This is a genomic window from Brevundimonas sp. (assembly GCF_013912065.1).
Lineage (GTDB): Bacteria > Pseudomonadota > Alphaproteobacteria > Caulobacterales > Caulobacteraceae > Brevundimonas.
Window position 1 is genome coordinate 197,204 of sequence record NZ_JACESA010000005.1, and the last position, 22,452, is coordinate 219,655.

The 22,452-nt window shown below is 66.8% G+C and carries 24 protein-coding genes; 11 read left to right on the forward strand and 13 right to left on the reverse strand.

Annotated elements, in window-relative coordinates; all coding sequences use genetic code 11:
• The first annotated feature begins 43 nt into the window (after positions 1 to 43).
• Both H2037_RS06405 and H2037_RS06410 read left to right on the forward strand, forming a co-directional pair.
• On the forward strand, positions 44 to 538 hold the full coding sequence (locus H2037_RS06405) for a pentapeptide repeat-containing protein (protein ID WP_292119239.1): 495 nt from the start codon (positions 44 to 46) through the stop codon (positions 536 to 538).
• A gap of 81 nt (positions 539 to 619) precedes the next feature.
• Positions 620 to 1,513: a pentapeptide repeat-containing protein gene (locus H2037_RS06410; RefSeq protein WP_292119242.1), complete on the forward strand. Its 894-nt coding sequence runs from the start codon at positions 620 to 622 to the stop codon at positions 1,511 to 1,513.
• Between the two features lie 61 nt (positions 1,514 to 1,574).
• Here H2037_RS06410 and aspS read toward each other — a convergent pair whose 3' ends face one another.
• Positions 1,575 to 3,407 (reverse strand): aspartate--tRNA ligase, encoded by a 1,833-nt coding sequence (gene aspS / locus H2037_RS06415; RefSeq protein ID WP_292119244.1) that lies wholly within the window; start codon positions 3,405 to 3,407, stop codon positions 1,575 to 1,577.
• Between the two features lie 164 nt (positions 3,408 to 3,571).
• On the opposite strand from aspS, the gene H2037_RS06420 reads away from it, so the two are divergent.
• From H2037_RS06420 to H2037_RS06440, 5 genes are all read left to right on the forward strand, one after another.
• Positions 3,572 to 3,859, forward strand: a complete 288-nt coding sequence (locus H2037_RS06420; RefSeq protein ID WP_292119246.1) for a YciI family protein — start codon at positions 3,572 to 3,574, stop codon at positions 3,857 to 3,859.
• A gap of 85 nt (positions 3,860 to 3,944) precedes the next feature.
• Complete coding sequence (locus tag H2037_RS06425) at positions 3,945 to 4,637, forward strand: chromosomal replication initiator DnaA (RefSeq protein WP_292119249.1); 693 nt, start codon at positions 3,945 to 3,947, stop codon at positions 4,635 to 4,637.
• Between the two features lie 291 nt (positions 4,638 to 4,928).
• Entirely contained in the window at positions 4,929 to 7,145 is a 2,217-nt protein-coding gene (locus H2037_RS06430) for an RNA degradosome polyphosphate kinase (protein WP_292119251.1), read from the forward strand.
• Positions 7,145 to 8,632, forward strand: coding sequence for a Ppx/GppA phosphatase family protein (locus H2037_RS06435; protein ID WP_292119254.1), 1,488 nt, complete (start codon positions 7,145 to 7,147; stop codon positions 8,630 to 8,632). The genes H2037_RS06430 and H2037_RS06435 overlap by 1 nt, the downstream gene beginning before the upstream one ends.
• Positions 8,633 to 8,682: 50 nt before the next feature.
• On the forward strand, positions 8,683 to 9,051 hold the full coding sequence (locus H2037_RS06440) for a VOC family protein (RefSeq protein WP_292119257.1): 369 nt from the start codon (positions 8,683 to 8,685) through the stop codon (positions 9,049 to 9,051).
• A 30-nt stretch (positions 9,052 to 9,081) separates the two neighbouring features.
• Here H2037_RS06440 and rnd read toward each other — a convergent pair whose 3' ends face one another.
• Positions 9,082 to 10,233, reverse strand: a complete 1,152-nt coding sequence (rnd, locus tag H2037_RS06445) for a ribonuclease D (protein WP_292119260.1) — start codon at positions 10,231 to 10,233, stop codon at positions 9,082 to 9,084.
• 79 nt (positions 10,234 to 10,312) lie between these two features.
• On the opposite strand from rnd, the gene purM reads away from it, so the two are divergent.
• Both purM and purN read left to right on the forward strand, forming a co-directional pair.
• A complete protein-coding gene (purM, locus tag H2037_RS06450) occupies positions 10,313 to 11,350 on the forward strand; it encodes a phosphoribosylformylglycinamidine cyclo-ligase (protein WP_292119263.1) in 1,038 nt (345 codons plus the stop codon).
• Between the two features lie 4 nt (positions 11,351 to 11,354).
• A complete protein-coding gene (gene purN / locus H2037_RS06455; RefSeq protein WP_292119266.1) occupies positions 11,355 to 11,939 on the forward strand; it encodes a phosphoribosylglycinamide formyltransferase in 585 nt (194 codons plus the stop codon).
• A gap of 106 nt (positions 11,940 to 12,045) precedes the next feature.
• Here purN and H2037_RS06460 read toward each other — a convergent pair whose 3' ends face one another.
• From H2037_RS06460 to H2037_RS06475, 4 genes are all read right to left on the reverse strand, one after another.
• Positions 12,046 to 12,246, reverse strand: a complete 201-nt coding sequence (locus tag H2037_RS06460; protein WP_008260739.1) for a hypothetical protein — start codon at positions 12,244 to 12,246, stop codon at positions 12,046 to 12,048.
• A 128-nt stretch (positions 12,247 to 12,374) separates the two neighbouring features.
• Positions 12,375 to 12,794: a nucleoside-diphosphate kinase gene (gene ndk, locus H2037_RS06465; RefSeq protein ID WP_292119269.1), complete on the reverse strand. Its 420-nt coding sequence runs from the start codon at positions 12,792 to 12,794 to the stop codon at positions 12,375 to 12,377.
• Between the two features lie 75 nt (positions 12,795 to 12,869).
• Positions 12,870 to 13,292, reverse strand: a complete 423-nt coding sequence (locus tag H2037_RS06470) for a type II toxin-antitoxin system VapC family toxin (RefSeq protein WP_292119272.1) — start codon at positions 13,290 to 13,292, stop codon at positions 12,870 to 12,872.
• Entirely contained in the window at positions 13,289 to 13,600 is a 312-nt protein-coding gene (locus H2037_RS06475; protein ID WP_292119274.1) for a type II toxin-antitoxin system prevent-host-death family antitoxin, read from the reverse strand. Before H2037_RS06475 ends, H2037_RS06470 begins: the two co-directional genes overlap by 4 nt.
• Positions 13,601 to 13,647: 47 nt before the next feature.
• Between H2037_RS06475 and H2037_RS06480 the strand changes: the two genes are divergently transcribed.
• Positions 13,648 to 15,534, forward strand: coding sequence for an ABC-F family ATP-binding cassette domain-containing protein (locus H2037_RS06480; protein ID WP_292119276.1), 1,887 nt, complete (start codon positions 13,648 to 13,650; stop codon positions 15,532 to 15,534).
• Entirely contained in the window at positions 15,534 to 15,788 is a 255-nt protein-coding gene (locus H2037_RS06485) for a DUF2164 domain-containing protein (RefSeq protein WP_292119279.1), read from the forward strand. The genes H2037_RS06480 and H2037_RS06485 overlap by 1 nt, the downstream gene beginning before the upstream one ends.
• Positions 15,789 to 15,800: 12 nt before the next feature.
• Here the strand turns inward: H2037_RS06485 and arsH are convergent, their stop codons facing one another.
• From arsH to H2037_RS06520, 7 genes are all read right to left on the reverse strand, one after another.
• Positions 15,801 to 16,547: an arsenical resistance protein ArsH gene (gene arsH / locus H2037_RS06490; RefSeq protein WP_292119282.1), complete on the reverse strand. Its 747-nt coding sequence runs from the start codon at positions 16,545 to 16,547 to the stop codon at positions 15,801 to 15,803.
• A complete protein-coding gene (arsB, locus tag H2037_RS06495) occupies positions 16,544 to 17,614 on the reverse strand; it encodes an ACR3 family arsenite efflux transporter (protein ID WP_292119283.1) in 1,071 nt (356 codons plus the stop codon). The genes arsH and arsB overlap by 4 nt, the downstream gene beginning before the upstream one ends.
• Complete coding sequence (gene arsC, locus H2037_RS06500; protein WP_292119286.1) at positions 17,611 to 18,033, reverse strand: arsenate reductase (glutaredoxin); 423 nt, start codon at positions 18,031 to 18,033, stop codon at positions 17,611 to 17,613. The genes arsB and arsC overlap by 4 nt, the downstream gene beginning before the upstream one ends.
• A gap of 8 nt (positions 18,034 to 18,041) precedes the next feature.
• Positions 18,042 to 18,371, reverse strand: a complete 330-nt coding sequence (locus tag H2037_RS06505; RefSeq protein ID WP_292119304.1) for a metalloregulator ArsR/SmtB family transcription factor — start codon at positions 18,369 to 18,371, stop codon at positions 18,042 to 18,044.
• A gap of 61 nt (positions 18,372 to 18,432) precedes the next feature.
• Complete coding sequence (locus H2037_RS06510) at positions 18,433 to 18,804, reverse strand: hypothetical protein (protein ID WP_292119289.1); 372 nt, start codon at positions 18,802 to 18,804, stop codon at positions 18,433 to 18,435.
• A gap of 217 nt (positions 18,805 to 19,021) precedes the next feature.
• Positions 19,022 to 21,511, reverse strand: coding sequence for an exo 1,3/1,4-beta-D-glucan glucohydrolase (locus H2037_RS06515; protein ID WP_292119291.1), 2,490 nt, complete (start codon positions 21,509 to 21,511; stop codon positions 19,022 to 19,024).
• A gap of 240 nt (positions 21,512 to 21,751) precedes the next feature.
• Positions 21,752 to 22,452, reverse strand: a 701-nt coding sequence (locus H2037_RS06520; protein ID WP_292119294.1) for a hypothetical protein, incomplete at its 5' end; no start/stop codon positions are given.

Sequence of the window (22,452 nt, forward strand, 5' to 3'; positions counted from 1 at the left end):
GGCCTAGACTGTCTCGATGCGACGCCTTCGCTGGAGCGACCCGATGTCCCGCCTGACCGCCCTTTCCTTCGCCCTCGCCGTCCTCGCGACGGCCGCCACGCCCGTCCTGGCCCAGAACGCGGGTCAGATCGCCTCTGTGAAACGCGGCGCCTCCTGCCCGGGCTGCAATCTGTTCCAAGGCGACTTCTCGGGACTTGAGGCGCGCGGACTGAACCTTTCCGGCGCCCGCCTGCGTCAGGCGGATCTGAGCCTCAGCGTCATGAACCGCACCCGGTTCTCGAACGCCGACATGCGTGATGTCGAGGCCTATGGCGGCGTCTTCTCCAGCTCGAACTTCTCGGGGGCCGACCTGACCAACGCCGGCTTCGTCGGCGCCTATCTGCAGGGCGCGGCCTTCTCGGGCGCGAACCTGACGGGGACCAACCTCTCCGGCGCCAACCTGTCGCGCGCGACCGGCCTGACGCAGCCCCAACTGAACCGGGCATGCGGAGACAGCTCGACCGTCCTGCCGGGAAACCTACGTATTTCCGCCTGCTGACGGCCTGTCTTCTTGCTTGGTTTTAATGAAATTACCTCGATTTAAGTAGGTATGGCGGGGCTTTCGGGGCATTCAGACTGGGTGAAACAGATTGCTCGCCACACACCGTTCTCTCTTAAGGTCTCCCTGATCGCTACGGCTGGACTGCTGCTTGCCGGCCCCGCCTTCGCCGGGGTGGAGATGACGCTTCAGGATCGCGATGTCGCCCGTTCGGTCTCCCTGGGCGGATCCTGCAACCGCTGCGAACTGTCGGGCCGCAATCTGTCGGGCGCCACCTTCACAGGCGCCAGCTTCATCAACGCCACCCTGGTCGGCGCCAATCTGCGCGGCGCCGAGATGGTCGGCTCCAACTTCACCGGCAGCGATTTCAGCCGCGCCAATCTGGCGGGGGTCGAGATCGTCGGCGCCAACCTGACCTCGACCAATTTCACCTCTGCCGTCCTGACGGGGGCCGAGGCCCAGGGCTCGTCGTTCGTCCGCGCCAATCTGAGCCGCGCCGACCTGTCGGGCGCCGAACTCCACGGCGTGAACTTCAACGGCGCGACCTTGGCGGGCGCCGATTTCTCGGAGAGCGAACTGTTCGGCGCCACCCTGGCCAACGTCCATGCCGTCGGCGCCAACTTCAGCGATGCGGAGATCAACGCCTCCAACCTGTCGGGCGGCGACTTCTCCGGCGCCTCGTTCCGCGACGCCAGTCTGGACGGCGCCCGCCTGACCGGCGGAACCTTCGCCCGCGCCGACTTCAATGACGCGTCGCTGCGCCGCACCGACATCCGGGGCGCGGACCTGTCCAGCGCGCGCAACCTGACGCAGGACCAGATCAGCGAGGCGTGCGGCGACGGCTCCACCCGCCTGCCAGGCCGCCTGACGGCCCACGCCTGTCGCGGATCCATCCGGGTGATCCGCACCCCGCCCGCGCCCCCTGCGCCGCCCGCCCCGCCGCGCGTCCGCAACTTCGCCAGCGCCGAACACTGATCAGCAAAAAGGGGACGCCTCGCGGCGTCCCCTTCTTCGTTGTCTTGCGACTGGCGGGCGATCAGACCTTGATCGGCGGCGCCGTGCGGATGTGCAGTTCCTTCAGCTGACGCTCCTGCACATTGGCCGGGGCGCTCATCAGCAGGTCCTCGCCCTGCTGGTTCAGCGGGAAGGCGATCACCTCGCGGATGGCCTGCTGACCGGCCAGCAGCATGACGATCCGGTCGATGCCGGGGGCCAGGCCGCCGTGCGGCGGGGCGCCGAAGCGGAAGGCGTTCAGCATGCCGCCGAACTGCTCCTCGACCACCGAGGCGTCATAGCCGGCGATCTCGAAGGCCTTCAGCATGATCTCGGCCTTGTGGTTCCGGATCGCGCCCGAGCACAGCTCATAGCCGTTGCAGACGATGTCGTACTGATAGGCGCGGATGGTCAGCGGATCCTGGTTTTCCAGCGCCTCCAGCCCGCCCTGCGGCATCGAGAAGGGGTTGTGGCTGAAGTCGACCTTCTTCTCTTCTTCAGACCATTCGAACATCGGGAAGTCGACGATCCAGCAGAATTTGAACTGGTTCTCGTCGATCAGCTTCAGCTCCGTTCCCACGCGGGTGCGGGCCAGGCCGGCGAACTTGGCGAAGACCGAGGGCAGGCCGGCGACGAAGAAGGCGGCGTCGCCCTGGCCCAGACCCAACGAGGCCATCAGCGCCTCGGTCGGTTCCTGCCCCAGGTTCTTGGCGATCGGGCCGCCCCAGGCGCCCTGGTCCTCGGACCAGAATATATAGCCCAGGCCCGGCTGGCCCTCTCCCTGCGCCCACGAGTTCATGCGGTCACAGAAGGCGCGCGATCCGCCGGTCGGCGCCGGGATCGCCCAGACGGCGTTCTTCTCGTCGGCGCCCAGGATCTTGGCGAACAGGCCGAAGCCGCCGTCGCGGAAATGGTCCGACACCACCTGCATCTTGATCGGGTTGCGCAGGTCCGGCTTGTCCGAACCGTACCAGGCCATCGACTGGGCGTAGGTCAGGCGCTCGAACCCCTTGTGCTCGAAGGTCTCGCCGAAATCGTTGGTGAAGGTGTGGACGCCGTCGATGGGCGACACAGGCTTGCCCTCGCCGAACTCCTCGAACACGCCGTGCATGACGGGCTCGATGGCGGCGAAGACGTCTTCCTGGGTCACGAAGCTCATCTCGACGTCGAGCTGGTAGAATTCCAGCGACCGGTCGGCGCGCAGGTCTTCATCGCGGAAGCAGGGCGCGATCTGGAAATAGCGGTCAAAGCCCGACACCATCAGCAGCTGTTTGAACTGCTGCGGCGCCTGCGGCAGGGCGTAGAATTTCTCGGGATGCAGGCGCGACGGCACCAGGAAGTCGCGCGCGCCTTCCGGCGACGAGGCCGTCAGGATCGGCGTCTGATATTCCAGGAAGCCCTGGGCGAACATGTGGTTGCGGATCGACTGGATCACCCGCGAACGCAGCACGATATTCTTGTGCAGGGTCTCGCGGCGCAGGTCGAGATAGCGGTGCTTGAGGCGGATTTCCTCGGGATATTCCGGCTCGCCGAAGACCGGCAGCGGCAGTTCGGCGGCTTCCGACAGAACCTCGACGCCCTGGACGCGGACTTCGATCTCGCCGGTCGGCAAGTTGGGGTTCACCACGCCGGCTTCACGGGCGACCACTTCGCCGTCGATCTTGATCACGCTCTCGGCGCGCAGACGCTCCACTGCGGCGAAGCCGGGCGTCTCGGGGTGCAGCACCAGCTGCGTCAGGCCGTAGTGATCGCGCAGGTCGATGAACAGCAGGCCGCCGTGATCGCGCTTCCGATGCACCCAGCCGGACAGGCGGACGGCGGAACCGGCGTCGGAGGCGCGCAGGGCGCCGCAGGTATGGGAGCGGTAGGCGTGCATGAAGGGACCGTCTGGAGACTTTGGCGGTGGAATCTGACGCCGTCGGCGCCCGAAATCGAAGCGGCGTAGGGCGCATCATCGCCCCGGAAAGTCAAGGTTTCAGCCGTTGCAAAGGCGTCGGCGCCGCGCGATAGCCTTGGTTGGTTGAAACCGCGAGGCCGCCCATGTTCATCGTCACCATCACCTACACCCAGCCGATCGAGGCCATCGAGGCGAAGACGGTCGAACATCGCGCCTGGCTGGACCTGCATGTCGCCAGCGGCCTGATCCTCGCCGCCGGCCCCATGGTTCCGCGCACCGGCGGCATACTGGTCGTGCGTGGCGGCGGCACGAAGGAAGAGCTGGAAGCCCTGCTGAAGGCCGACCCGTTCCAGGTTCACGGTCTGGCCGATTACAGGATCACCGAGTTCAAGGCGGGCAAGCTGAACCCCGTCCTGGCCGATTTCGCCTGATTTCATCCACAGGGCGGGTCTTCCCTCCCCGCTACCAACAGGCCCCAGCGACGCAGCTGGCCTTCGCCTCTGCTATGACGGCCTCATGCCCGCCCAGCGCGCCTTGATCCGACCGACCGCCCAGCAGCTGCGTCTGCCGCTGGAACGCCACCTCGTGGGCGAGGCCTTCGTGACCTCGGACAGCAACGCCGAGGCCGTGCGCGTCCTGGCGGGCTGGCCTGACGGCGTCGGCTCGGTTCTGGCCCTGCACGGGCCGGCGGGGTCGGGCAAGAGCCGGCTGGCCGCCGACTGGGCCGAACGCGTCGGCGCCGTGCCGCTGAACGGCGCCGAGGCCGCCTTGGTCGATCCGCTGGAGCTGGAGGGCCGCCCGGTCCTGCTGGACCGCGCGCCGGACGCCGACGACGAGAGCCTGTTTCACCTGATCAATCTGGCCAACGCGGGCGGCGGCGCCCTGCTGCTGGTGTCGCGCTCTGCGCCGCGACGCTGGTCGGTGGCCCTGCCCGATCTGCGCTCGCGTCTGGACGCTGTCCGCACGGTCGAAATCGCGGCGCCCGATGATCTTGTCCTGTCCGCCATCCTGCGCGCCCGGTTCGCCGAACGCAGCATCACCCCGGCCGAGGATGTGATCGACTATCTGGTGCGACGTCTGGATCGCTCGGCCGACACGGCCGCCACCGTGGTCGAGCGCCTGGACGCCTTGCACCGCCCCGTCACCCGTATCCTGGCCCGCCAGGCTTTGGACCAGATGGCCGACCCGACCGGCGCCGACAACGACTGACCCGTCCAGCGTGGCGAAGACGTCAGATCTTGCGCCGCGGCCCGCGCACGAACCGACGCTTCAACCGCCGAAAAATCCGCTGAGGCGTCGGCTGTCCCGCCATGTCCCAGACGATGACGGTTGCAGCTACGCCCACAACCAACGTCCCAAACACGAAGACCACGACACCCTCTGCAATCTTTACCCAACGGGAAAACAACCTTAACCATAAATCAGGCCTGACGAACAGCCGCTCAGGAAAATGTCAAACCCCCGCTTGCGGACGTCACAGTCGCGGGCGAGAACCGGCCCATGACCGACGCCGCCATCCACGACGCTACCCGGGGCGAGGAAGTTCCCGCCTCCCGCGCGCCCCAACTCGCGCTCAACGAGGAATTGATCGCCTCGCCCACGCGGTTCTTCAACCGCGAGATCTCCTGGCTGGCCTTCAACGAGCGTGTGCTGGAAGAGGCGGCCAATCCGAACCACCCGCTGCTGGAACGGCTGCGGTTCGTCTCCATCTCGGCCAATAATCTCGACGAGTTCTTCATGACCCGCGTCGCCGGCCTGAAGGGCCAGTTGCGCGAGCGTGTCCGGGTTCTCTCGGCCGACGGTCTAACCCCGGCCGAACAGCTGGAGCGGATCAATATCTCGGCCGGCGAACTGATGGCCGAACAACAGGTGCGCTGGCGCCAGTTGAAGAAGGAACTGGTCACCGCCGGCATCGAGGTCGTCGATCGGAATCGTCTGACCAAGACTGAAAGGGAACGGCTGGAGCCCGAGTTCCTGAACCACCTCTTCGCCGTCCTGACCCCTCTTGCCATCGACCCGGCCCACCCCTTCCCCTTCCTGCCCAACCTGGGCTTCTCCCTGGCGCTGAAGCTGAAACGCAAGGGCGAGACCAAGACCTTCTACGCCCTGGTGCCGGTGCCGACCCAGGTGCGGCGCTTCTGGGAACTGCCCACCGACGGCCGTTCTGCGCCGGGCCGTAAGCGGTTCATCACGCTCGAAAACGTGCTGCTGCTGTTCATCGACCACCTCTTCCCGGGCTGCGAAGTTCTGGAAAAGGGTCTGCTACGCCTGATCCGGGACAGCGACATCGAGATCGAGGAAGAGGCCGAGGATCTGGTGCTCGAGTTCGAAGAGGCGCTGAAACAGCGGCGCCTGGGTTCGGTCGTCCGGGTCAAGATCGAGGCCTCGATGCCCGCCGATCTGCGCGACTTCATCGTCGGCGAACTGGAGGCGGCGCCCCAGGACGTGGTTCTGGTCGACGGCATGCTGGGCCTGGCCCAGCTTTCGGACCTGATCCCCGGCGGCCACCCGGACCTGAAGTTCAAGGGCTACGAGCCACGATATCCCGAGCGGGTCCGCGACAACGGCGGCGACGTCTTCGCGGCGATCCGCGAGAAGGACATGCTGATCCACCATCCGTTCGAGAGCTTCGACGTGGTGGTCCAGTTCCTGCGCCAGGCCGCTCGCGACCCCAATGTCCTGGCGATCAAACAGACCCTGTATCGCACCTCCAAGGACAGCCCGATCGTCGCCGCCCTGATCGAGGCGGCCGAAAACGGCAAGAACGTCACCGCCCTGGTCGAGCTGAAGGCCCGCTTCGACGAGGAGGCCAATCTGCGCTGGGCCCGGGCGATGGAACGGGCCGGGGTCCACGTCGTCTTCGGCTTCGTCGAATACAAGACCCACGCCAAGGTCAGCGTCGTGGTGCGCCGCGAGGGCGACGGTCTGAAGACCTACTGCCACTTCGGCACCGGCAACTATCACCCGATCACGGCCAAGATCTACACCGACCTGTCGCTGTTCTCGTGCGACCCGGTGCTCGGTCGCGACGCCAGCCGGGTGTTCAACTACATCACCGGCTACGCCACGCCGGACGAGCTCGAGGCCCTGGTGGTCTCGCCGCTCAACATGAAGTCGACCCTGATCGAACTGATCGGCAAGGAGATGTCGGCCGCCGCCATGGGCAAGCCGGCCGCCATCTGGGTCAAGCTGAACTCCCTGGTCGATCCCCAGATCATCGACGCCCTGTACCGGGCCAGCCAGTGGGGCGTGCGCATCGACCTGGTCGTGCGCGGCATCTGCTGCCTGCGTCCGGGCGTGACCGGCCTGTCCGAGAACATCCGCGTGAAATCGATCGTCGGCCGTTTCCTGGAACACAGCCGCATCGTCTGTTTCGCCAACGGCAAGGACCTGCCGCACGACAAGGCCAAGGTCTTCATCTCGTCCGCCGACTGGATGACGCGCAACCTGGACCGCCGGGTCGAGTTGATGACCCCCATCCGCAACGCCACCGTCCATGACCAGGTGCTGGACCAGATCATGGTCGCCAATCTGAAGGACGATGCGCAAAGCTGGGTTCTGGACGCCGAGGGCCGCTACACCCGCGTCATCCCCGCCGATCCTGAGCGGCCCTTCTCGGCTCACCAGTATTTCATGACCAACCCCAGCCTGTCGGGCCGCGGCCGCAAGGTGAAGACCCTGCCCGCCGTTCTCCGTTACGAGCGTCCCGGCCGCTGATGCCCGACATCCCGCTTACCGGCCGCGACGTCGCGGCCATCGACATCGGCTCGAACTCGGTCCGCCTGGTGCTCTATCGGCTGGAGGGCCGGGCGATCTGGACCGTCTTCAACGAAAAGGTCCTCGCCGGCCTCGGCCGCGACCTGCCGACGACCGGCAAGCTCTCGCCTGAAGGCGTGGTCATGGCCATGACCGCCCTGCGCCGCTTCGCCGCCGTTCTGGAGGGGGTCCGGCCCGACGCCACCCTGATCGCCGCCACCGCCGCCGTGCGGGAGGCTCTGGACGGACCTGAATTCTGCCAGCGGGTCGCCGCCGAGACCGGATTGCGGATCCGCGTCCTCTCGGGCGAGGAGGAGGCGAAATACGCCGCCACGGGCGTGTTGGCCGGCGCGCCTGACGCCCACGGCGTCTCGGCCGACATGGGGGGCGCCAGTCTGGAGCTGACCCGGCTGAACGCAGACGGCGTCGAGCATGGTCTTACCCTGCCGCTGGGCCCCTTCGCCCTGGCCGACGGCAAGGGGTTCGATGCGGACCGCATCAAGACCCGCATCGACCAGAAGCTGAAGCCCGTCGCGGACCGGTTCCAGACCGACCGGCTCTACGCCGTCGGCGGCGCCTGGCGCACCCTGGCCCAGGTCCATATGGCGCTGAAATCCTATCCGCTTAAGGTCGTACATCAGTACGAGATGGGGGCGGACGAGGCGCTGGAGACGGCCCGGCTGGTCGCGCAACAATCGGTCGCCAGCCTGATCAAATTGCCGGGCGTGTCCAGGAAGCGCGCCGAGACCCTGCCCTACGCCGGCCTGGTGCTGGAGGGTCTGATCAAGCATCTGAACCTCAAGCGGATCGAGATGTCCGCCTGGGGCGTGCGCGAAGGACTGCTGTTCGATACCCTGGACGAGGTCACCCGTTCGACCGATCCGTTGTTGGCCGGCTGTACGGCCCTGGGCGGGCGGCAGGGCATCGACCCCGCCCTTCCCGGCGCCCTGAACGGCTGGATCGCCGACGTCGTGGCGGCCCTGCCCCCGGCCTTCGGAGACACCCGCGACGCGGTGCTCGCCGCCGCCGCCTGCAGCCTGTCGGACCTGGGCGCGCGCCTGCATCCCGACCACCGTCTGGAACTGGTGTTCGACCAGGTGCTGCGCGCCCCGGTCGCCGGCGTCAGTCACGCCGAACGCGCCTTCCTGGCCAGCGCCCTGAACGCCCGCTACGGCGGCGGCCCGGCCACGCCCCAGCCCGAGATCATCACCCGCCTGCTGAACGACGACGCCGCCAAACGCGCCCGCGCCCTCGGCCTCGCCATCCGCCTGGCCTGCGACCTGTCGGGCCGGTCTCCGCAATTGCTGGCCAACGCCACGGCGACGGTGAAGGGCGGCGACCTCCAACTGACGGCGACCGACGGCTACGCCGACGTGCTGCTGGGCGAACAGACCCGGAAACGCGCCAAGGCCCTGGCCGAGGCCATGGGTCTGGGCCTGTCGATCTAGACAGGCGGACGAACAGGGTTCAGCCTCTTCCAAATTCAAGGGAGGCGATCATGCCCGTGACCGGAATCGGCGGCTTCTTCTTTCGTGCACAGGACCCGCAGGGTCTGGCGGCCTGGTACCTGACCCATCTCGGCGTCGGCGCACCGGAAGGGCAGTTCCTATGGGATCAGCAGGCGGGTCCGACCGTCTTCTCGCCCTTCAAGGAGACCACCGACTATTTCGCCGCCGACAAGCGCTGGATGCTGAACCTGCGGGTCGAGGGCCTGGACGACCTGCTCGCCTCGCTCAGGGCGGCGGGCGTGGACATCATCACCAAGGACGAGTGGGACGCCACGCCCGAGGTCGGTCGCTTCGCCCGCATCCACGATCCCGAGGGCAATCCCATCGAACTCTGGGAACCGCCCGCCACGACCGCCTGACGCCTCCCCGCTCCGCGGGGAGGAGACGGATCACCCCTCGATTTCGACCACCTCGACCCGGGCGCCGCTCAGCACCAGGGCGATCTCGCCGCGCTTCAGCTTCAGCGCGTCCTCGCCGAAGATCTGACGTCGCCAGCCCTTCAGCGCATCGACGTCGGCGTCGTCGGCGACGGCGATCTTCTCCAGGTCGGCGACGGTGGCGATCAGCTTGGAGGCCACCCCGGCGTTGTCGCTCTTGGCCTTCAGCAGCACTTTCAGCAGTTCTACCACCGACGGCGGCGCCGGCTGACGGTGCGCCGGGCGCTCCATCTCGGGAGCATGGGATTCGGGATCGGCCAGAACCCGCTTCAACTCCTCGGCCAACTCCAGACCCAGGCGCGACCCGCCGAAACCCTTGGGCACAGACCGCAGACGGTTGAAGGCTTCCGGATCGGTCGGCGTCTGCTGGGCGACCTCGTCTATGCCCTCGTCCTTCAGGATGCGGCCGCGCGGCTGGTCACGTTCCTGGGCGGCGCGTTCGCGCCAGACGGCCACGGCCTTGAAGGCCGCCAGGTATTTGGCCGAGAATTTCTTGGGCTTCAGCCGCTTCCAGGCGTTCTCCGGGTCGGTGTCATAGAGGGCCGGGTCGATCAGGCTCTCCATCTCCGACATCACCCAGTCCAGACGTCCTTCCTTCTTCAGCCGGTCGCGCAGCTTCGGATAGAGGGCCGCCAGATGGGTCACATCGCCCAGGGCGTAGACCAGTTGGCTGTCCGACAGCGGCCGCCGGCCCCAGTCGGTGAACCGGCTGCCCTTGTCCAGTTCAACGCGCAGCATCTGCCGCACCAGCGAATCATAGGCGACCTGTTCGCCGAACCCGGCGGCCATGGCGGCCACCTGAGTGTCGAACATCGGCTTGGGCATGGCGCCCAGCCGCACGAAAATCTCCACGTCCTGACGACAGGCGTGGAAGACCTTGATGATGTTCGGATCGCGCAGCAGGTCCAGGAAGGGCTCCAGGTCCAGGCCTTCCGCCATCGGGTCGATGATTCCGGCGTGGTCCGCGGAGGCGGCCTGGATCAGGCACAGCCGGGGCCAGTAGGTCGTTTCCCGCATGAACTCGGTGTCGACCGTGATGAACGGGGCGGTGGCGAGGCGGGCGCAGAAATCGGCCAGCGCCTCATTGGTGGTGATCGGCGTCATTCCGATGCTATAGCCCCCCGCAACCCACCTGTGGCAAGAGCCGCGCTGCATTTCCGCCCCGATTCCAGGCCTGATCACCATGAGCGACCCCCAAAAGCCTCTCGAAAACGGCCTGACCTACGCCGACGCCGGCGTGGACATCGACGCAGGCGAGATGCTGGTCGAACACATCAAGCCCCTGGCCAGGTCGACGGCGCGCCCCGGATCGGAGCCCTCGCTAGGCGGTTTCGGCGCCCTGTTCGACCTCAAGGCCGCCGGTTTCGAGGATCCGCTGATCGTCACCACCACCGACGGCGTCGGCACCAAGCTGAAGATCGCCATCGAGACCGGCCGTCATGATGGCGTCGGCGTCGATCTGGTCGCCATGTGCGTCAACGACCTTCTGGCCCAGGGCGCCGAGCCGCTGCTGTTCCTCGACTATTACGCCACCGGCCGGCTCGAAATCGACGCTGCCCGCCGCGTCGTCGCCGGCATCGCCGAGGGCTGCCGCCAGGCCGGCTGCGCCCTTGTGGGCGGCGAGACCGCCGAAATGCCGGGCATGTACACCGACGGCGACTACGACCTGGCCGGCTTCAGCCTCGGCGCCGTCGAGCGCGGCCACGCCCTGCCCTATCTGGACCGTCAGGCCGCCGGCGACATCATCATCGGCCTGGCCTCCACCGGCCCGCACTCGAACGGCTATTCGCTGGTGCGCAAGGTGGTCGAAAAGTCCGGCCTGGCCTGGGGCGACGACGCCCCCTTCGCCAAGGACCGTTCGCTGGCCCAGGCCCTGATGGAGCCGACCCGCATCTATGTGAAGCCGGTCCTGCCGCTGATGAAGGCGGGCCTGGTCAAGGGCGCGGCCCATATCACCGGCGGCGGCCTGATCGAAAACCCGCCCCGCTGCATCGCCGAGGGCCTGAAGGCTTCGTTCGACTGGAACGCATGGCCGATGCCTCAGGTCTTCCAGTGGCTGGCCGAAACCGGCGGCATCAGCGACCACGAAATGCGCCGCACCTTCAACTGCGGCGTCGGCTTCATCCTGATCGTCTCGCCCGAGAACGCCGAACCCGTCCTGGCGGCCCTGCTCAACGCCGGCGAGGTCGCCTTCGTCTGCGGACAGCTGGAAGCGGCCTGATCCCGTGAAGACGCGCGTCGCGGTCCTGATCTCCGGGACCGGCTCCAACATGGCGGCCCTGATCGACGCCGGTCGGGCCGCCGACAGCGGCTATGAGGTCGCCCTGGTCGTGTCGAACGTCGAGGGCGCGGGCGGTTTGGCCATCGCCGCAGCCAAGGGCGTGGACACGCTCGCCATCCCCCATGCGCCGTTCGGCAAGAACCGCGAGGCTCACGAACACGGGGTCGACGAAGCCCTGCGCGCCGCAGGGATCGAGGTCGTGGCCCTGGCCGGCTATATGCGTATCCTGACGCCCTGGCTGGTGCGCGCATGGGCCAGCCGGATGCTGAACATTCACCCCAGCCTGCTGCCCCTCTATCCGGGCCTCGACACCCACGCCCGCGCCATAACCGCCGGCGACGCCGAGGCCGGCTGCACCGTCCACCTGGTCACCGAGGGCGTGGACGAGGGCCCGATCCTGGGCCAGGCCCGCATTCCCATCCTGCCCGTCGACACGCCCGCCAGCCTGGCCGAACGGGTCAAGACGGCGGAACATGAGCTGTATCCGCGCGTGCTGAGCGATTTCTGCAAAGGCCTGTCGCAGACCTGACCTTCCCAAAGGAGCGCACGCGCGTTTGGCGCGACCTCTGGCTCCAGACGCAGAAAAGGCCCGGAGCAGACGCTCCGGGCCTTTTCCATGGGGCTAAGGCGACGCCTTACTTGGGCGTGGTCGCCGCACCCGCGACAGCGCCGATCGCGGCGCCGGCGACGGTCGAGCCGGTGTTGCCGCCAACCACCTGGCCGGCGACCGCTCCGCCCAGGGCGCCGGTGGCGGCGCGTTGTTCCATGGTCTGGCCACACGCGGCCAGCAGGGCCACGGCGCCGATGACGGGGGTCAGTTTCAGCAGGGTCTTCATGAGGTGTTCTCCAGGGACATCGGGGAAGCGTCGATGGAGACCAAACAAAAAGGCCCGCGTCCGGTTCCGGACGCGGGCCTCTATAGCGTTGTTATGCTCGGGACGCGGTCCCTTGCAACTTGAGCGCCTTAGCCGACGATCTGGTCTTCGGTGAAGAACTGCTCGATCTCGAGCTTGGCGTTGTCCTGGCTGTCCGAACCGTGGACCGAGTTCTCGCCGATCGAAAGGGCGAATTGCTTGCGGATAGTGCCTTCAGCGGCCTGTTCCGGGTTGGTGGCGCCCATGACTTCACGGTATTTGGCGACGGCGTTGTCGCCTTCCAGCACCTGAACGACGACCGGTTCGGCGGTCATCTGGTCGACCAGTTCGCCGTAGAACGGACGCTCGGCGTGAACTTCGTAGAATTTCTTGGCCTGGTCGGTCGACAGCTTGACGCGGCGCTGGGCCACAATGCGCAGGCCGGCGCCTTCGATCACGGCGTTGATCGCGCCGGTCAGGTTGCGGCGGGTCGCGTCGGGCTTGATGATCGAGAAGGTGCGTTCGGTCATGGGAATTGACTTCTTGTTAGGGAGAATAAGGTCGCGGGCTTATAGCGACGCCCCGCCCCCGCGCCAAGCCGTCTTTCAGCAGGCGATGGCGCGCACGTGACCGGCGGCGGCGTAGTCGAGAATGGCGCGGTCGCGGGTGGTCAAAGTCAGATCCCCTTGGCGGGCTTGTGCAACCAGCATCCGGTCGGCCGGATCCTTATGAAAGGGTTCAGGCAGATAGGATGCGGCGAGCGCCGCCTCACCGTCCAACGGCAGTTGAAGCACTCTGGTACGCTCTGTACTCCGCACCCACCATCCAATTGGATCGGGCCCCAAGCCAAGCGTCGGGCCCGTATGGGTCGAATCCGCTAGTAGTCCAATCTCCCACGCCGTCACGGCCGAGACCCAAAGACAACGATCGGCGGCGGCGCGCTCAATCGCATCCATCGCTTCTGAGCGGAGCTTTGCGCCAGTGACGATGCGGATGAAGGCGTTGGTATCGAGAAGGATTGCCGTCATGTGCCGTGTGTCAATCCACGAAGTGGATCGACCACACCGTGAAGCTCAGGATCATAGATCGGGCCATCAATGTCCAAATCGTCTGGCAGAGTGGTTTCATTCTTCATACAGCCAAAGATGCTGCGAGGATCCCAAGGCTCCGCCACCTCGCCCTTCGGCGTGATTAACAGGCCAACTTCCTTGCCGCGTTTGGTGATGCGAACCCTGCGAATCTCGCCCGAGTTCACGCGGTCCAGCAGGTCCAGGCACTTGGCCTTGAACTCCGTCGCCGTTATGACGACCTCGCCGCTTACAAGATCATACGTCATGACTGGTCATATAGAGATGACCAGTCAGAAAGTCCATTGCGCCTCCCATGCTCCAGATCACCGACCTGACCTTCAACGCCTGGGGCCGCAAATTCCTCGTCGACGCCTCCGTCAGCCTCCCGCCCGGTGCCAAGGTCGGTCTGGTCGGCCGCAACGGCATCGGCAAGTCGACCCTGTTCAAGCTGATCCTGGGCGAGCTTCACGCCGCCGGCGACGAGATCAGTCTGCCCAAGACCGCCCGCATCGGCTCGGTCGATCAGGAACACCCGGCCACGCCGGTCAGCGTCATCGACACCATTCTGGAAGCCGACGTCGAACGCCACACCCTGCTGGGCCGGCTGGAGACGGCGCCCCCCGAGGAGATGGGCGAGATCTGGTCCCGTCTGATCGAGATCGACGCCGACGCGGCCCCCGCCCGCGCCGCCGAAATCCTGGTCGGCCTCGGCTTCGACCAGGAGAACCAGGCCCGGCCGATGTCCGAGTTCTCGGGCGGCTGGCGCATGCGCGTCGCCCTGGCCGCCGCCCTGTTCGCCGAGCCGGACATGCTGCTGCTCGACGAGCCGACCAACTACCTCGACCTGGAAGGCGCCCTGTGGCTGGAGGCCCGCCTGAAGAAATACCCGCACACGGCCCTGATCATCTCCCACGACCGCGAGATGCTGAACGAGGTCTGCACCCATATCCTGCACCTCGCGAACCACACCCTGACCCTCTACACCGGCAATTACGACGCCTTCGAAAAGGCCCGCGCCGAAAAGGCCCGGCTGCAGCTGTCGGCCAAGGCGAAACAGGACGCCGAACGCGCCCACCTGCAGTCCTTCGTCGACCGCTTCAAGGCCAAGGCGTCCAAGGCCGCCCAGGCCCAGTCGCGGATGAAGCGGCTGGAGAAGATGCAGCCCGTGGCCACCACCATCGAGGAGCGCGTCGCCCCCTTCACCCTGCCCTCGCCGCCACGCCCCCTGGCGCCGCCGCTGATCCGGCTGGAGCGGGCCAATGTCGGCTATGACGTCGGCAAGCCGATCCTGCGCAATCTGAACCTGCGCATGGATCTGGACGACCGTATCGGCCTTCTGGGCGTCAACGGCGCCGGCAAGTCGACCTTCGCCAAGATGATCGCCGGCGCCCTGAACGTCTCCGAGGGCGAATTGCACCGCGACCGCAAGATGCGCGTCGGCTGGTTCCACCAGCACCAGATCGAGGCCATGGACCCGACCGACACGCCGCTGGAGATCATCCGCCGCGCCATGCCGGATGCGCCCGAAAGCGCCCGCCGCTCCAAACTGGCCCAGTTCGGCCTGGGCTATGAGAAGCAGGAGACCACGGTCGACAGCCTGTCGGGCGGCGAGCGCGCCCGCCTGCTGCTGAACATGGTGGCCATGGACGCGCCCCACGTCCTGATCCTCGACGAACCGACCAACCACCTGGACATCGACAGCCGCCGCGCCCTGCTGGACGCCCTGAACGACTATTCCGGCGCCGTCATCCTGGTCACCCACGACCGGTCACTGATGGAGATGGTGGCCGACCGCCTGTGGCTGGCCGCCGACGGCACGGTGAAGCCCTTCGACGGCGACATGGACGACTACGCCAAGTTCGTCCTCGACCGCGCCAAACAGGCCATCGCCAAGCCCAGCCAGATCAAGAAGGAAGAGGCGGCGGCTGCGCCGGTTCAGGACAACAAGAACCGAAAGAACGACAAGAGATCAGGGCCTTCGCCCTCGACCCTGCGTCACGCCGTCAAGAAGGCCGAGGAAAACATGGCCCGCCTGACCGCCGAGATCGCCCGTATCGACGACGACATGGCCACCGCCTCGGTCAATAATCCCAAGGCCCTGGAAGGTCTGACCCGCGCCCGCGCCAAGACCGAAGCCGACCTCGCCGCCGCCGAGGCCGCCTGGGTCGCCGCCGAGGAAGCGCTCGCCGAGGTCGCCTGATGATCAAGCCGATCGAATTCTCCAAGGAAGAACGCACCGCCGCCACGGCCAGACTGCGCGACTATTTCAGCCGCGAACTGGATCAGGATCTGGGCCAGCTCCCGGCCGAGATGCTGCTGGACTTCATCGGCAAGGAGATCGGCGGCGTCTTCTACAATCGCGGCGTCCACGACGCCCAGCAGCTGGTCCAGCAAAAGGCCGAAGACATCGTCGAGGCCCTCTACGGCCTGGAGCGCGCCACGCCCACGCGCTGAACTCGCCGACCTTCAGTTCGTCCGTTCGTTCAGGGACGCCAGGTGGTCGGCGCCGCGAACCTCGCGCCCCTGTTCCTTCCGCTCGCTGTAGCGATCCACCAGATGGTCCGCCTTGCCGCGCGTCAGCAGGGTGAACTTGACCAGTTCCTCCATCACGTCCACCAGCCGGTCGTAGTAAGGCGACGGCTTCATGCGGCCGTCGTCGTCGAATTCCTGATAGGCCTTGGCCACGCTGGACTGGTTGGGAATAGTGATCATTCGCATCCATCGGCCGAGAATACGCAGCGCGTTCACGGTGTTGAAACTCTGCGAGCCCGCGTTCACCTGCATCACCGCCAGGGTGCGGCCCTGGGTGGGCCGGATCCCACCCATGTTCAGCGGCAGGTGATCGATCTGGAGCTTCATGACGCCCGAGATCTGCCCGTGGCGTTCGGGGCTGCACCAGACCATGCCCTCCGACCACAGGGCGTGTTCACGCAGTTCATGGACGGCGGGGTGATCATCCCCCTCGATCAGATCCGTCAGGGGCAGATCGGACGGATCGAAGATGCGGGTTTCGCACCCCATCAGCCGCAGTAGCCGCGCCGCCTCCTCCACGCAAAGACGGGAATAGGACCGCGCCCGCAGCGAACCGTAGAGCAGCAGGATGCGCGGCGGATGATCCGCAGACCCCAGCCCCAGGGCCGGCGCATGCTCCAGGAAGGCCGGATCGAGCGCGGGAAATCGATCAGGCTCGGGCAAGACGCGAAGGCGGCTCATGCCCCCTCATCCGCCGGCGCGGTCGCCGGGAAATATCGGCGGCCCAGCCACAGCGCGACCGACACCAGCATCACCAGCACCGGCACCTCCACCAAGGGGCCGATCACCGTGGCGAAGGCCACCGGCGAGGCCAGGCCAAACGCCGCGATCGCCACCGCGATGGCCAGTTCGAAATTGTTCGAGGCGGCGGTGAAGGCCAGGGCGGTGGTGCGCGGATAGTCCACCTCGATCAGCCTGCCCATCAGGAAGCTGACCACGAACATGATGAGGAAATACAGCGCCAGCGGCACGGCGATGCGCAGGGCGTCCAGCGGCAGGGCCAGCACGTCGGCGCCCTTGAGGCTGAACATGGCGACGATGGTGAACAGCAGCGCGATCAGGGTGATCGGCGCGATCCGGTCCAGCACCCGCCGTTGATAGCCCTCCTCTCCCATGCGCGGGATCAGAATGCGTCGCGTCAGAAAACCGCCCAGAAACGGTAGACCCAGATAGATCAGCACGGCTCCGGCTATAGTCCAGAAGGACACGTCGATGACGCTGCCCTCCAGGCCGAACAGGGGCGGCAGGACGGTCAGGAACAGCCAGGCATAGACGCTGAAGAAGGCGATCTGGAATATCGAGTTGAAGGCCACCAGCCCCGCCACATACTGGCTGTCGCCCTTGGCCAGTTGGTTCCACACCAGCACCATGGCGATACAGCGCGCCAGACCGATCAGGATCAGCCCCGTCATATAGGCGGGCTCGTCGCGCAGGAAGATCACCGCCAGGCCGAACATCAGCACCGGCCCCAGGACCCAGTTCTGGAACAGGGACAGGGCCAGCACCCGCTTGTCCGCGAATACCCGGTGCAGTTCCTCGTATTTCACCCGCGCCAGCGGCGGATACATCATCAGGATCAGGCCGATGGCGATGGGAATGTTCGTCGTGCCGATCGACAGCCCGTCGAGGAATTGCGGCAGGCTCGGAACGGCCACTCCCAGGAAAACGCCCCCCGCCATAGCCGCGAAAATCCAGAGAGTCAGCCAGCGGTCGAGGAAGGAAAGACGGCGGCCGGGCGTGGCGCTCACTCGGGCCTCCGGCCGTCGGCGTCGATCACCACTTCGCCATCCTCTTTCGTGAACGCGCCCAGCGCCCCCTCCGGCAGCAGGTCCAGCACCGCTTCCGAAGGACGGCACAGTTTGACGCCCAGCGGCGACACCACCACCGGCCGGTTCATCAGGATCGGGTGCGCCGCGATGGCGTCCAGCAACTGATCGTCCGTCAAGGACGGATCGCCCAGCCCGAGTTCGGCAAAGGGCGTCCCCTTCTCGCGCAGCAGATCGCGCACAGCGACGCCCGCGCGCTGGGCCAGTTGCGCCACCATCGTCCGCGACGGCGGGGAGTTCAGATATTCGATCACATGCGGCTCGATCCCCGCATGGCGGATAAGCGCCAGCGTATTGCGCGAGGTGCCGCAGGCCGGGTTGTGATAGATGACGATGTCCATGGCGCGCCCTAGCAGCAGGTCAGTTCGGCGAGCAGCGGCTCGCACAATTCGGATCGGCCCTGGCAGCAGTCCTTCAACAGGAAGACGATCAAGCCCCGCATCCGCTCAAGATCGACCCGATAGATGATCGACCGGCTATGGCGTTCGGCCGTGATCAGCTTCGCCCGCGTAAGAACGCCGAGATGGGCCGACATGGTGTTGGCGGGCACAGCCAGCGCCTGCGCTATTTCCCCGGCGGGAAGACCATCCGGTTCGTGTCGCACCAGAAGCCGGAAAGCCTCCATCCGCGTCGACTGGGCAAGGGCGGCGAATGCGAGAATTGCTTCTTCGTTTTCCATATTTCCGAGATAATGGAATAAAACAGCGAAGCAAGCGCTTTCCCGCATCCGCCTACCCCCGTCAGGGCTTCATGCGAACATCAAAGCCGCCGCTTTCACCCGCCTCGATCCGCCTGACACACACGTCCCCCGTGGAGGGGAAGGGGCAGGCGAAACGGCTATCGTCGAAACTCAGTTCGACAGGGCCTTCAGCGGTCGCCTGATACTCGCACCGCCCGCTGACGATACTCCGTGAGGCGATGACTTCGAGACGGTCCCGCCGCCCCTCTATGTCGCGCTCCAGGGTGCGTCCATCCACACGCTGCAAAGTGCAGTGCGCCGTCCATCCTGCGGCTCCCTTGCCTCGCAGAGCAAAGAACGCCGCCTGTTGTGTTTGAGCGAACGCCGCCGTTGCGACGAGACCGAGCGCGAGCCCGGCAATGATCGTCCTCATGATGACCTCCCACCATTCACGGGCAGAAGCACCCGTATTTCCAGAATGGTGGAATCATTAATAATCTCGCCAGACGACAAATCGCCGACAGAAAAATGACAGCGGCGCGGGTTTCGTCGATGATAACACCCACCGGCTTGCCGGAGGATTTCCGGCAGCAGGGCCGCCTTCACCAAGGAGGACGGAGAACCTCCGCCGATTAACGCCGCCTTCGCCCTCACGCCGGGCAGCGCGTCTCCGTCTGGCTGGAGTCCAGCTTGATCTCCGACACCGACACCGTCAGCGTGCCGCTGGTCGCCATGTGGAACGGGACCTCGACTCGCGACAGGTCGCCGCCATCGGTGCGGAAACAGGTCAGGGGGATGCGAGCCTCGCGCCATTGACCGACCGGGGCCGACCGCAGCAGGCCGGTCAGGTCGGTTGCTCCGCCACCCAGCAGGAAGCGCACGGGCTCCGACGGCGCGGCGTCCACGCGATAGCGGAAGCCCAGCGCCACCGCCCCATTGGCCTGGCGCGTCAGATCGACGGGCGTGCCCCAGATCTCGACGCTGGCCGGCCCCTCGCCGGCGAAGACGAACTGCTGGCCGCTTTCCTGGGCCAGGTCGTCGATCGGGCGCGAGGCGACGCCGCCGCGCGGGCTGGACGAGACCTTGGCCGTGCCGGGCCGGGTCTGGCCTCCGGCGTCGTTCAGCAGCAGGCTCCACGGCGAGACGAACCGCCCGTCGACGAAATAGCGATCCAGATTGGTCGCCTCGGCCGAGACGCCGCTATCTTCCGACAGCATCCCGACCCGTGCCGGCGCGGCGTAGGTCAGGCCGTATCCATAGGCGAACTGGGGATCATAACCGGGCTGGCCGTGGTTCAGCGGCGTCCCGGTCGCATCCTTGGGCCAGCTGAACGACAGTTTGCCGTGGAAGTCGTTGCGCGGTTTGCCGTCGGGCCCGCCCACCAGGATGTCGGCGACCCCGCCGCCCTCGGTGCCCGGCAGCCAGGCGGCGACGAAGGCGTCCGACTGGTTGATCTCCGGGTTGGTCCACATCGGCCGCCCGGACAGGAAGACCGACACGGTCGGAATCCCCGCCGCCTTCAGCCGCTTCAGCGTCTCCAGCGGCGCATCGGGCACATAGTCCAGATTGTCCACATCGCCCTGGAACTCGGCATAGGGGGTCTCGCCGAAGACGACGATGGCCACGTCCGGCTTCTGGGTGAACGACCCGTCGGCGCTCAGGGTGGCGCTGCCGCCCCCGGCCTTCACCGCCTCCTCGATCCCGCCCCAGATCGACTGGCCCTGGGGGAAGTCGGCGTTGGAATTGCCCGTCCCCTGCCAGCTCAGGGTCCATCCGCCCGAGGCCTGACCGATATCGTCGGCCGCCGTTCCGGCCACCAGCACCCGGGCATCGGCCCGGACCGGCAGGACGCCGTCGTTCTTCAGCAGCACCAGCGACTTGCGCACCGCCTCGCGGGCCAGGGCGCGGTGGGCGGGCGAGGCCAGTTCCTCGAACCGGCCCTCCATCGGCCGCGCCGGTTCGAACAGGCCGGTCTTGACCTTGGCGACCAGGATGCGGCGTACCGCCTCGTTCACCCGCGCCATCGGGATTTCGCCCGACTTCGCCTGGGCCAGGGTCGAGGCGTACAGCGGCTTCCAGCTGTCGGGCGCCATCAGCATGTCGATGCCCGAATTCACCGCCAGGGCGCAGCTCTCATTGGTGCAGCCCGGCAGTTGCCCATGGGCGTTCCAGTCGGACACCACAAACCCCTTGAACCCCAGCGGCCCGCGCAGCACGTCGGTCAGCAGGGTCGGATTGCCCGAGTGTTTGACCCCGTTCCAGCCCGAGAAACTGGCCATGATCGACAGCACGCCCGCATCGATGGCCTGAACATAGCCGCCCAGATGGACGTCGATCAGCTCCTGCTCGGTCCCCCGGAAATCGCCCTGATCCTCGCCCTCGAAGGTGCCGCCGTCGGCCAGGAAATGTTTCGCCGATCCGGCGATATGGCCAGGCGCCAGCGGGCGGCCCGGTTGCAGTTCGCCCTGCAGCCCCAGGGTCATCGGCCCGGCGTAGGACCGCTGGACCTCCGGGTCCTCGGCATAGCCCTCATAGGCGCGGCCCCAGCGGTCGTCGCGCGGCACGGCCAGGGTCGGGCCGAAGGTCCATTCCGCCCCCGTGACCGCCACCTCCATCGCCGTCGCCGCCCCGATCCGCCGGATCAGGTCGGGATCGCGCGCGGCGCCCAGGCCGATATTGTGCGGGAAGATGGTCGCGCCGGGGACGTTGTTGTGCCCGTGCACGGCGTCGATGCCATAGATCAGCGGGATCACCGTTCCGCCGCGCGCTTCGTTGGCCGCGCGGAAGGCGCGGGCCAGGTCCAGCCACTTCTGCGCCGTCGCCTTGTCGTCGCCCCACGGACCCGAACTGCCGCCCGCCAGGATGGAGCCCAGCGGATAGGTCTTCAGATCGTCCGGCGTGATCGAGCCGATGTCGGCCTGGATCAGCTGACCGACCTTCTCCTCCAGCGTCATCTTGGCCATCAGTTCGGCGACGAAGGCCTCGGTCCGCGCGTCGCTGATCGCCGCCGGCGTCGCCGCCTGGGGCCAAAGCGCCGGGTTGGCGCGCGCCGCCTCGGGAACCTCGGCCGTCTGGGCCAGGGCTGGGGCGCCGCCGCTCACGGCCAGAGCCAGAACCATCAGGGAAACAGTCGCGCGCATCGGATTTCCTCGCAGGGTGAACCAGGAGGACGTGCGTCTTGAGGCTCGGGAAACACGCGGAAAGACGCGGGGGAACGGCGTCGTCCCGGCCCTGTCGCCCTGTGCGTCTGCTCCCGAACGATCGATCCGCCGCCCTTGGCGCGGATTAAGGAACGGGTCGCAGCGACCCGTCAAGCCATTTTTGAGAACGTTCTCATACTCGCCCCGCGCAAGTTGACGCAGGGCGACAGCGAACCGTCTTTACCGCCTGGGCGTCGCCAGCAGACGCCCGTCGCCATAAGCTCCGTCCAACCGCCCTGTCCGCGCCCAATCCAACACGGCCTGGTAATAGCCCGGCGCATAACCGATTGAGGTGCGCCGGCCGTCATCCGCCGTCTCGAACCTTACGATGCCGTGGTCGGTGTCAGGATACTCCAGCAGGGTGATCGGCCGCCCCAGGCCCGCCAGGTCAATCAGGCGTCGACGCGTGGCTTCGGGCGGCGCGCCGGTGTCGTCTTCCGCCTGGATCCACAGCATGGGCGCGTCCAGACGGCTCAGCACCGGCAGCGGATCGTAATCCCACGAAGTTCCGACATCGAGCACCGGGGCCATGGCGACGATCTGGTCGTTCGGCGTGTTCAGCAAAAGGCCGGTGAACTCGCCCCTGATGTCGGCGAACCAGGGCTGGGCCCGGTATTTGGCCCGCACGGCCTCCAGACCGTCAAAGCCGACCGCCCCGTGCGAGGCGATAAAGGCGCCGGTCACATCGGTGATCTCGCGCGCCTGTCCCAGCACATCATCGCCCCACCCCTTGGCCTTGAGATCCAGCATCACCTGGTCGCTGTCCTCCGCCAGCGCGCCATAGGCCAGGCCGAAGCCGACGATGACGAAGTCCGCCGGCGTCCGGCTGGCGGCCAGCGGCGCGATCCAGCCGCCCTGGCTCGCGCCATGCAGACCCACCC

Excerpts from the sequence above, each read along its gene's own strand:
- H2037_RS06485 (WP_292119279.1), top strand. The coding sequence starts at position 15,534 with ATGATCAAGCCGATCGAATTCTCCAAGGAAGAACGCACCGCCGCCACG.
- H2037_RS06430 (WP_292119251.1), top strand. The coding sequence starts at position 4,929 with ATGACCGACGCCGCCATCCACGACGCTACCCGGGGCGAGGAAGTTCCC.
- H2037_RS06435 (WP_292119254.1), top strand. The coding sequence starts at position 7,145 with ATGCCCGACATCCCGCTTACCGGCCGCGACGTCGCGGCCATCGACATC.
- H2037_RS06425 (WP_292119249.1), top strand. The coding sequence starts at position 3,945 with ATGCCCGCCCAGCGCGCCTTGATCCGACCGACCGCCCAGCAGCTGCGT.
- H2037_RS06460 (WP_008260739.1), bottom strand. The coding sequence starts at position 12,246 with ATGAAGACCCTGCTGAAACTGACCCCCGTCATCGGCGCCGTGGCCCTG.
- purM (WP_292119263.1), top strand. The coding sequence starts at position 10,313 with ATGAGCGACCCCCAAAAGCCTCTCGAAAACGGCCTGACCTACGCCGAC.
- H2037_RS06440 (WP_292119257.1), top strand. The coding sequence starts at position 8,683 with ATGCCCGTGACCGGAATCGGCGGCTTCTTCTTTCGTGCACAGGACCCG.
- H2037_RS06510 (WP_292119289.1), bottom strand. The coding sequence starts at position 18,804 with ATGAGGACGATCATTGCCGGGCTCGCGCTCGGTCTCGTCGCAACGGCG.
- H2037_RS06470 (WP_292119272.1), bottom strand. The coding sequence starts at position 13,292 with ATGACGGCAATCCTTCTCGATACCAACGCCTTCATCCGCATCGTCACT.
- arsH (WP_292119282.1), bottom strand. The coding sequence starts at position 16,547 with ATGAGCCGCCTTCGCGTCTTGCCCGAGCCTGATCGATTTCCCGCGCTC.
- H2037_RS06515 (WP_292119291.1), bottom strand. The coding sequence starts at position 21,511 with ATGCGCGCGACTGTTTCCCTGATGGTTCTGGCTCTGGCCGTGAGCGGC.
- ndk (WP_292119269.1), bottom strand. The coding sequence starts at position 12,794 with ATGACCGAACGCACCTTCTCGATCATCAAGCCCGACGCGACCCGCCGC.
- H2037_RS06405 (WP_292119239.1), top strand. The coding sequence starts at position 44 with ATGTCCCGCCTGACCGCCCTTTCCTTCGCCCTCGCCGTCCTCGCGACG.
- H2037_RS06480 (WP_292119276.1), top strand. The coding sequence starts at position 13,648 with ATGCTCCAGATCACCGACCTGACCTTCAACGCCTGGGGCCGCAAATTC.
- rnd (WP_292119260.1), bottom strand. The coding sequence starts at position 10,233 with ATGACGCCGATCACCACCAATGAGGCGCTGGCCGATTTCTGCGCCCGC.
- arsC (WP_292119286.1), bottom strand. The coding sequence starts at position 18,033 with ATGGACATCGTCATCTATCACAACCCGGCCTGCGGCACCTCGCGCAAT.
- aspS (WP_292119244.1), bottom strand. The coding sequence starts at position 3,407 with ATGCACGCCTACCGCTCCCATACCTGCGGCGCCCTGCGCGCCTCCGAC.
- H2037_RS06420 (WP_292119246.1), top strand. The coding sequence starts at position 3,572 with ATGTTCATCGTCACCATCACCTACACCCAGCCGATCGAGGCCATCGAG.
- H2037_RS06475 (WP_292119274.1), bottom strand. The coding sequence starts at position 13,600 with ATGACGTATGATCTTGTAAGCGGCGAGGTCGTCATAACGGCGACGGAG.
- H2037_RS06505 (WP_292119304.1), bottom strand. The coding sequence starts at position 18,371 with ATGGAAAACGAAGAAGCAATTCTCGCATTCGCCGCCCTTGCCCAGTCG.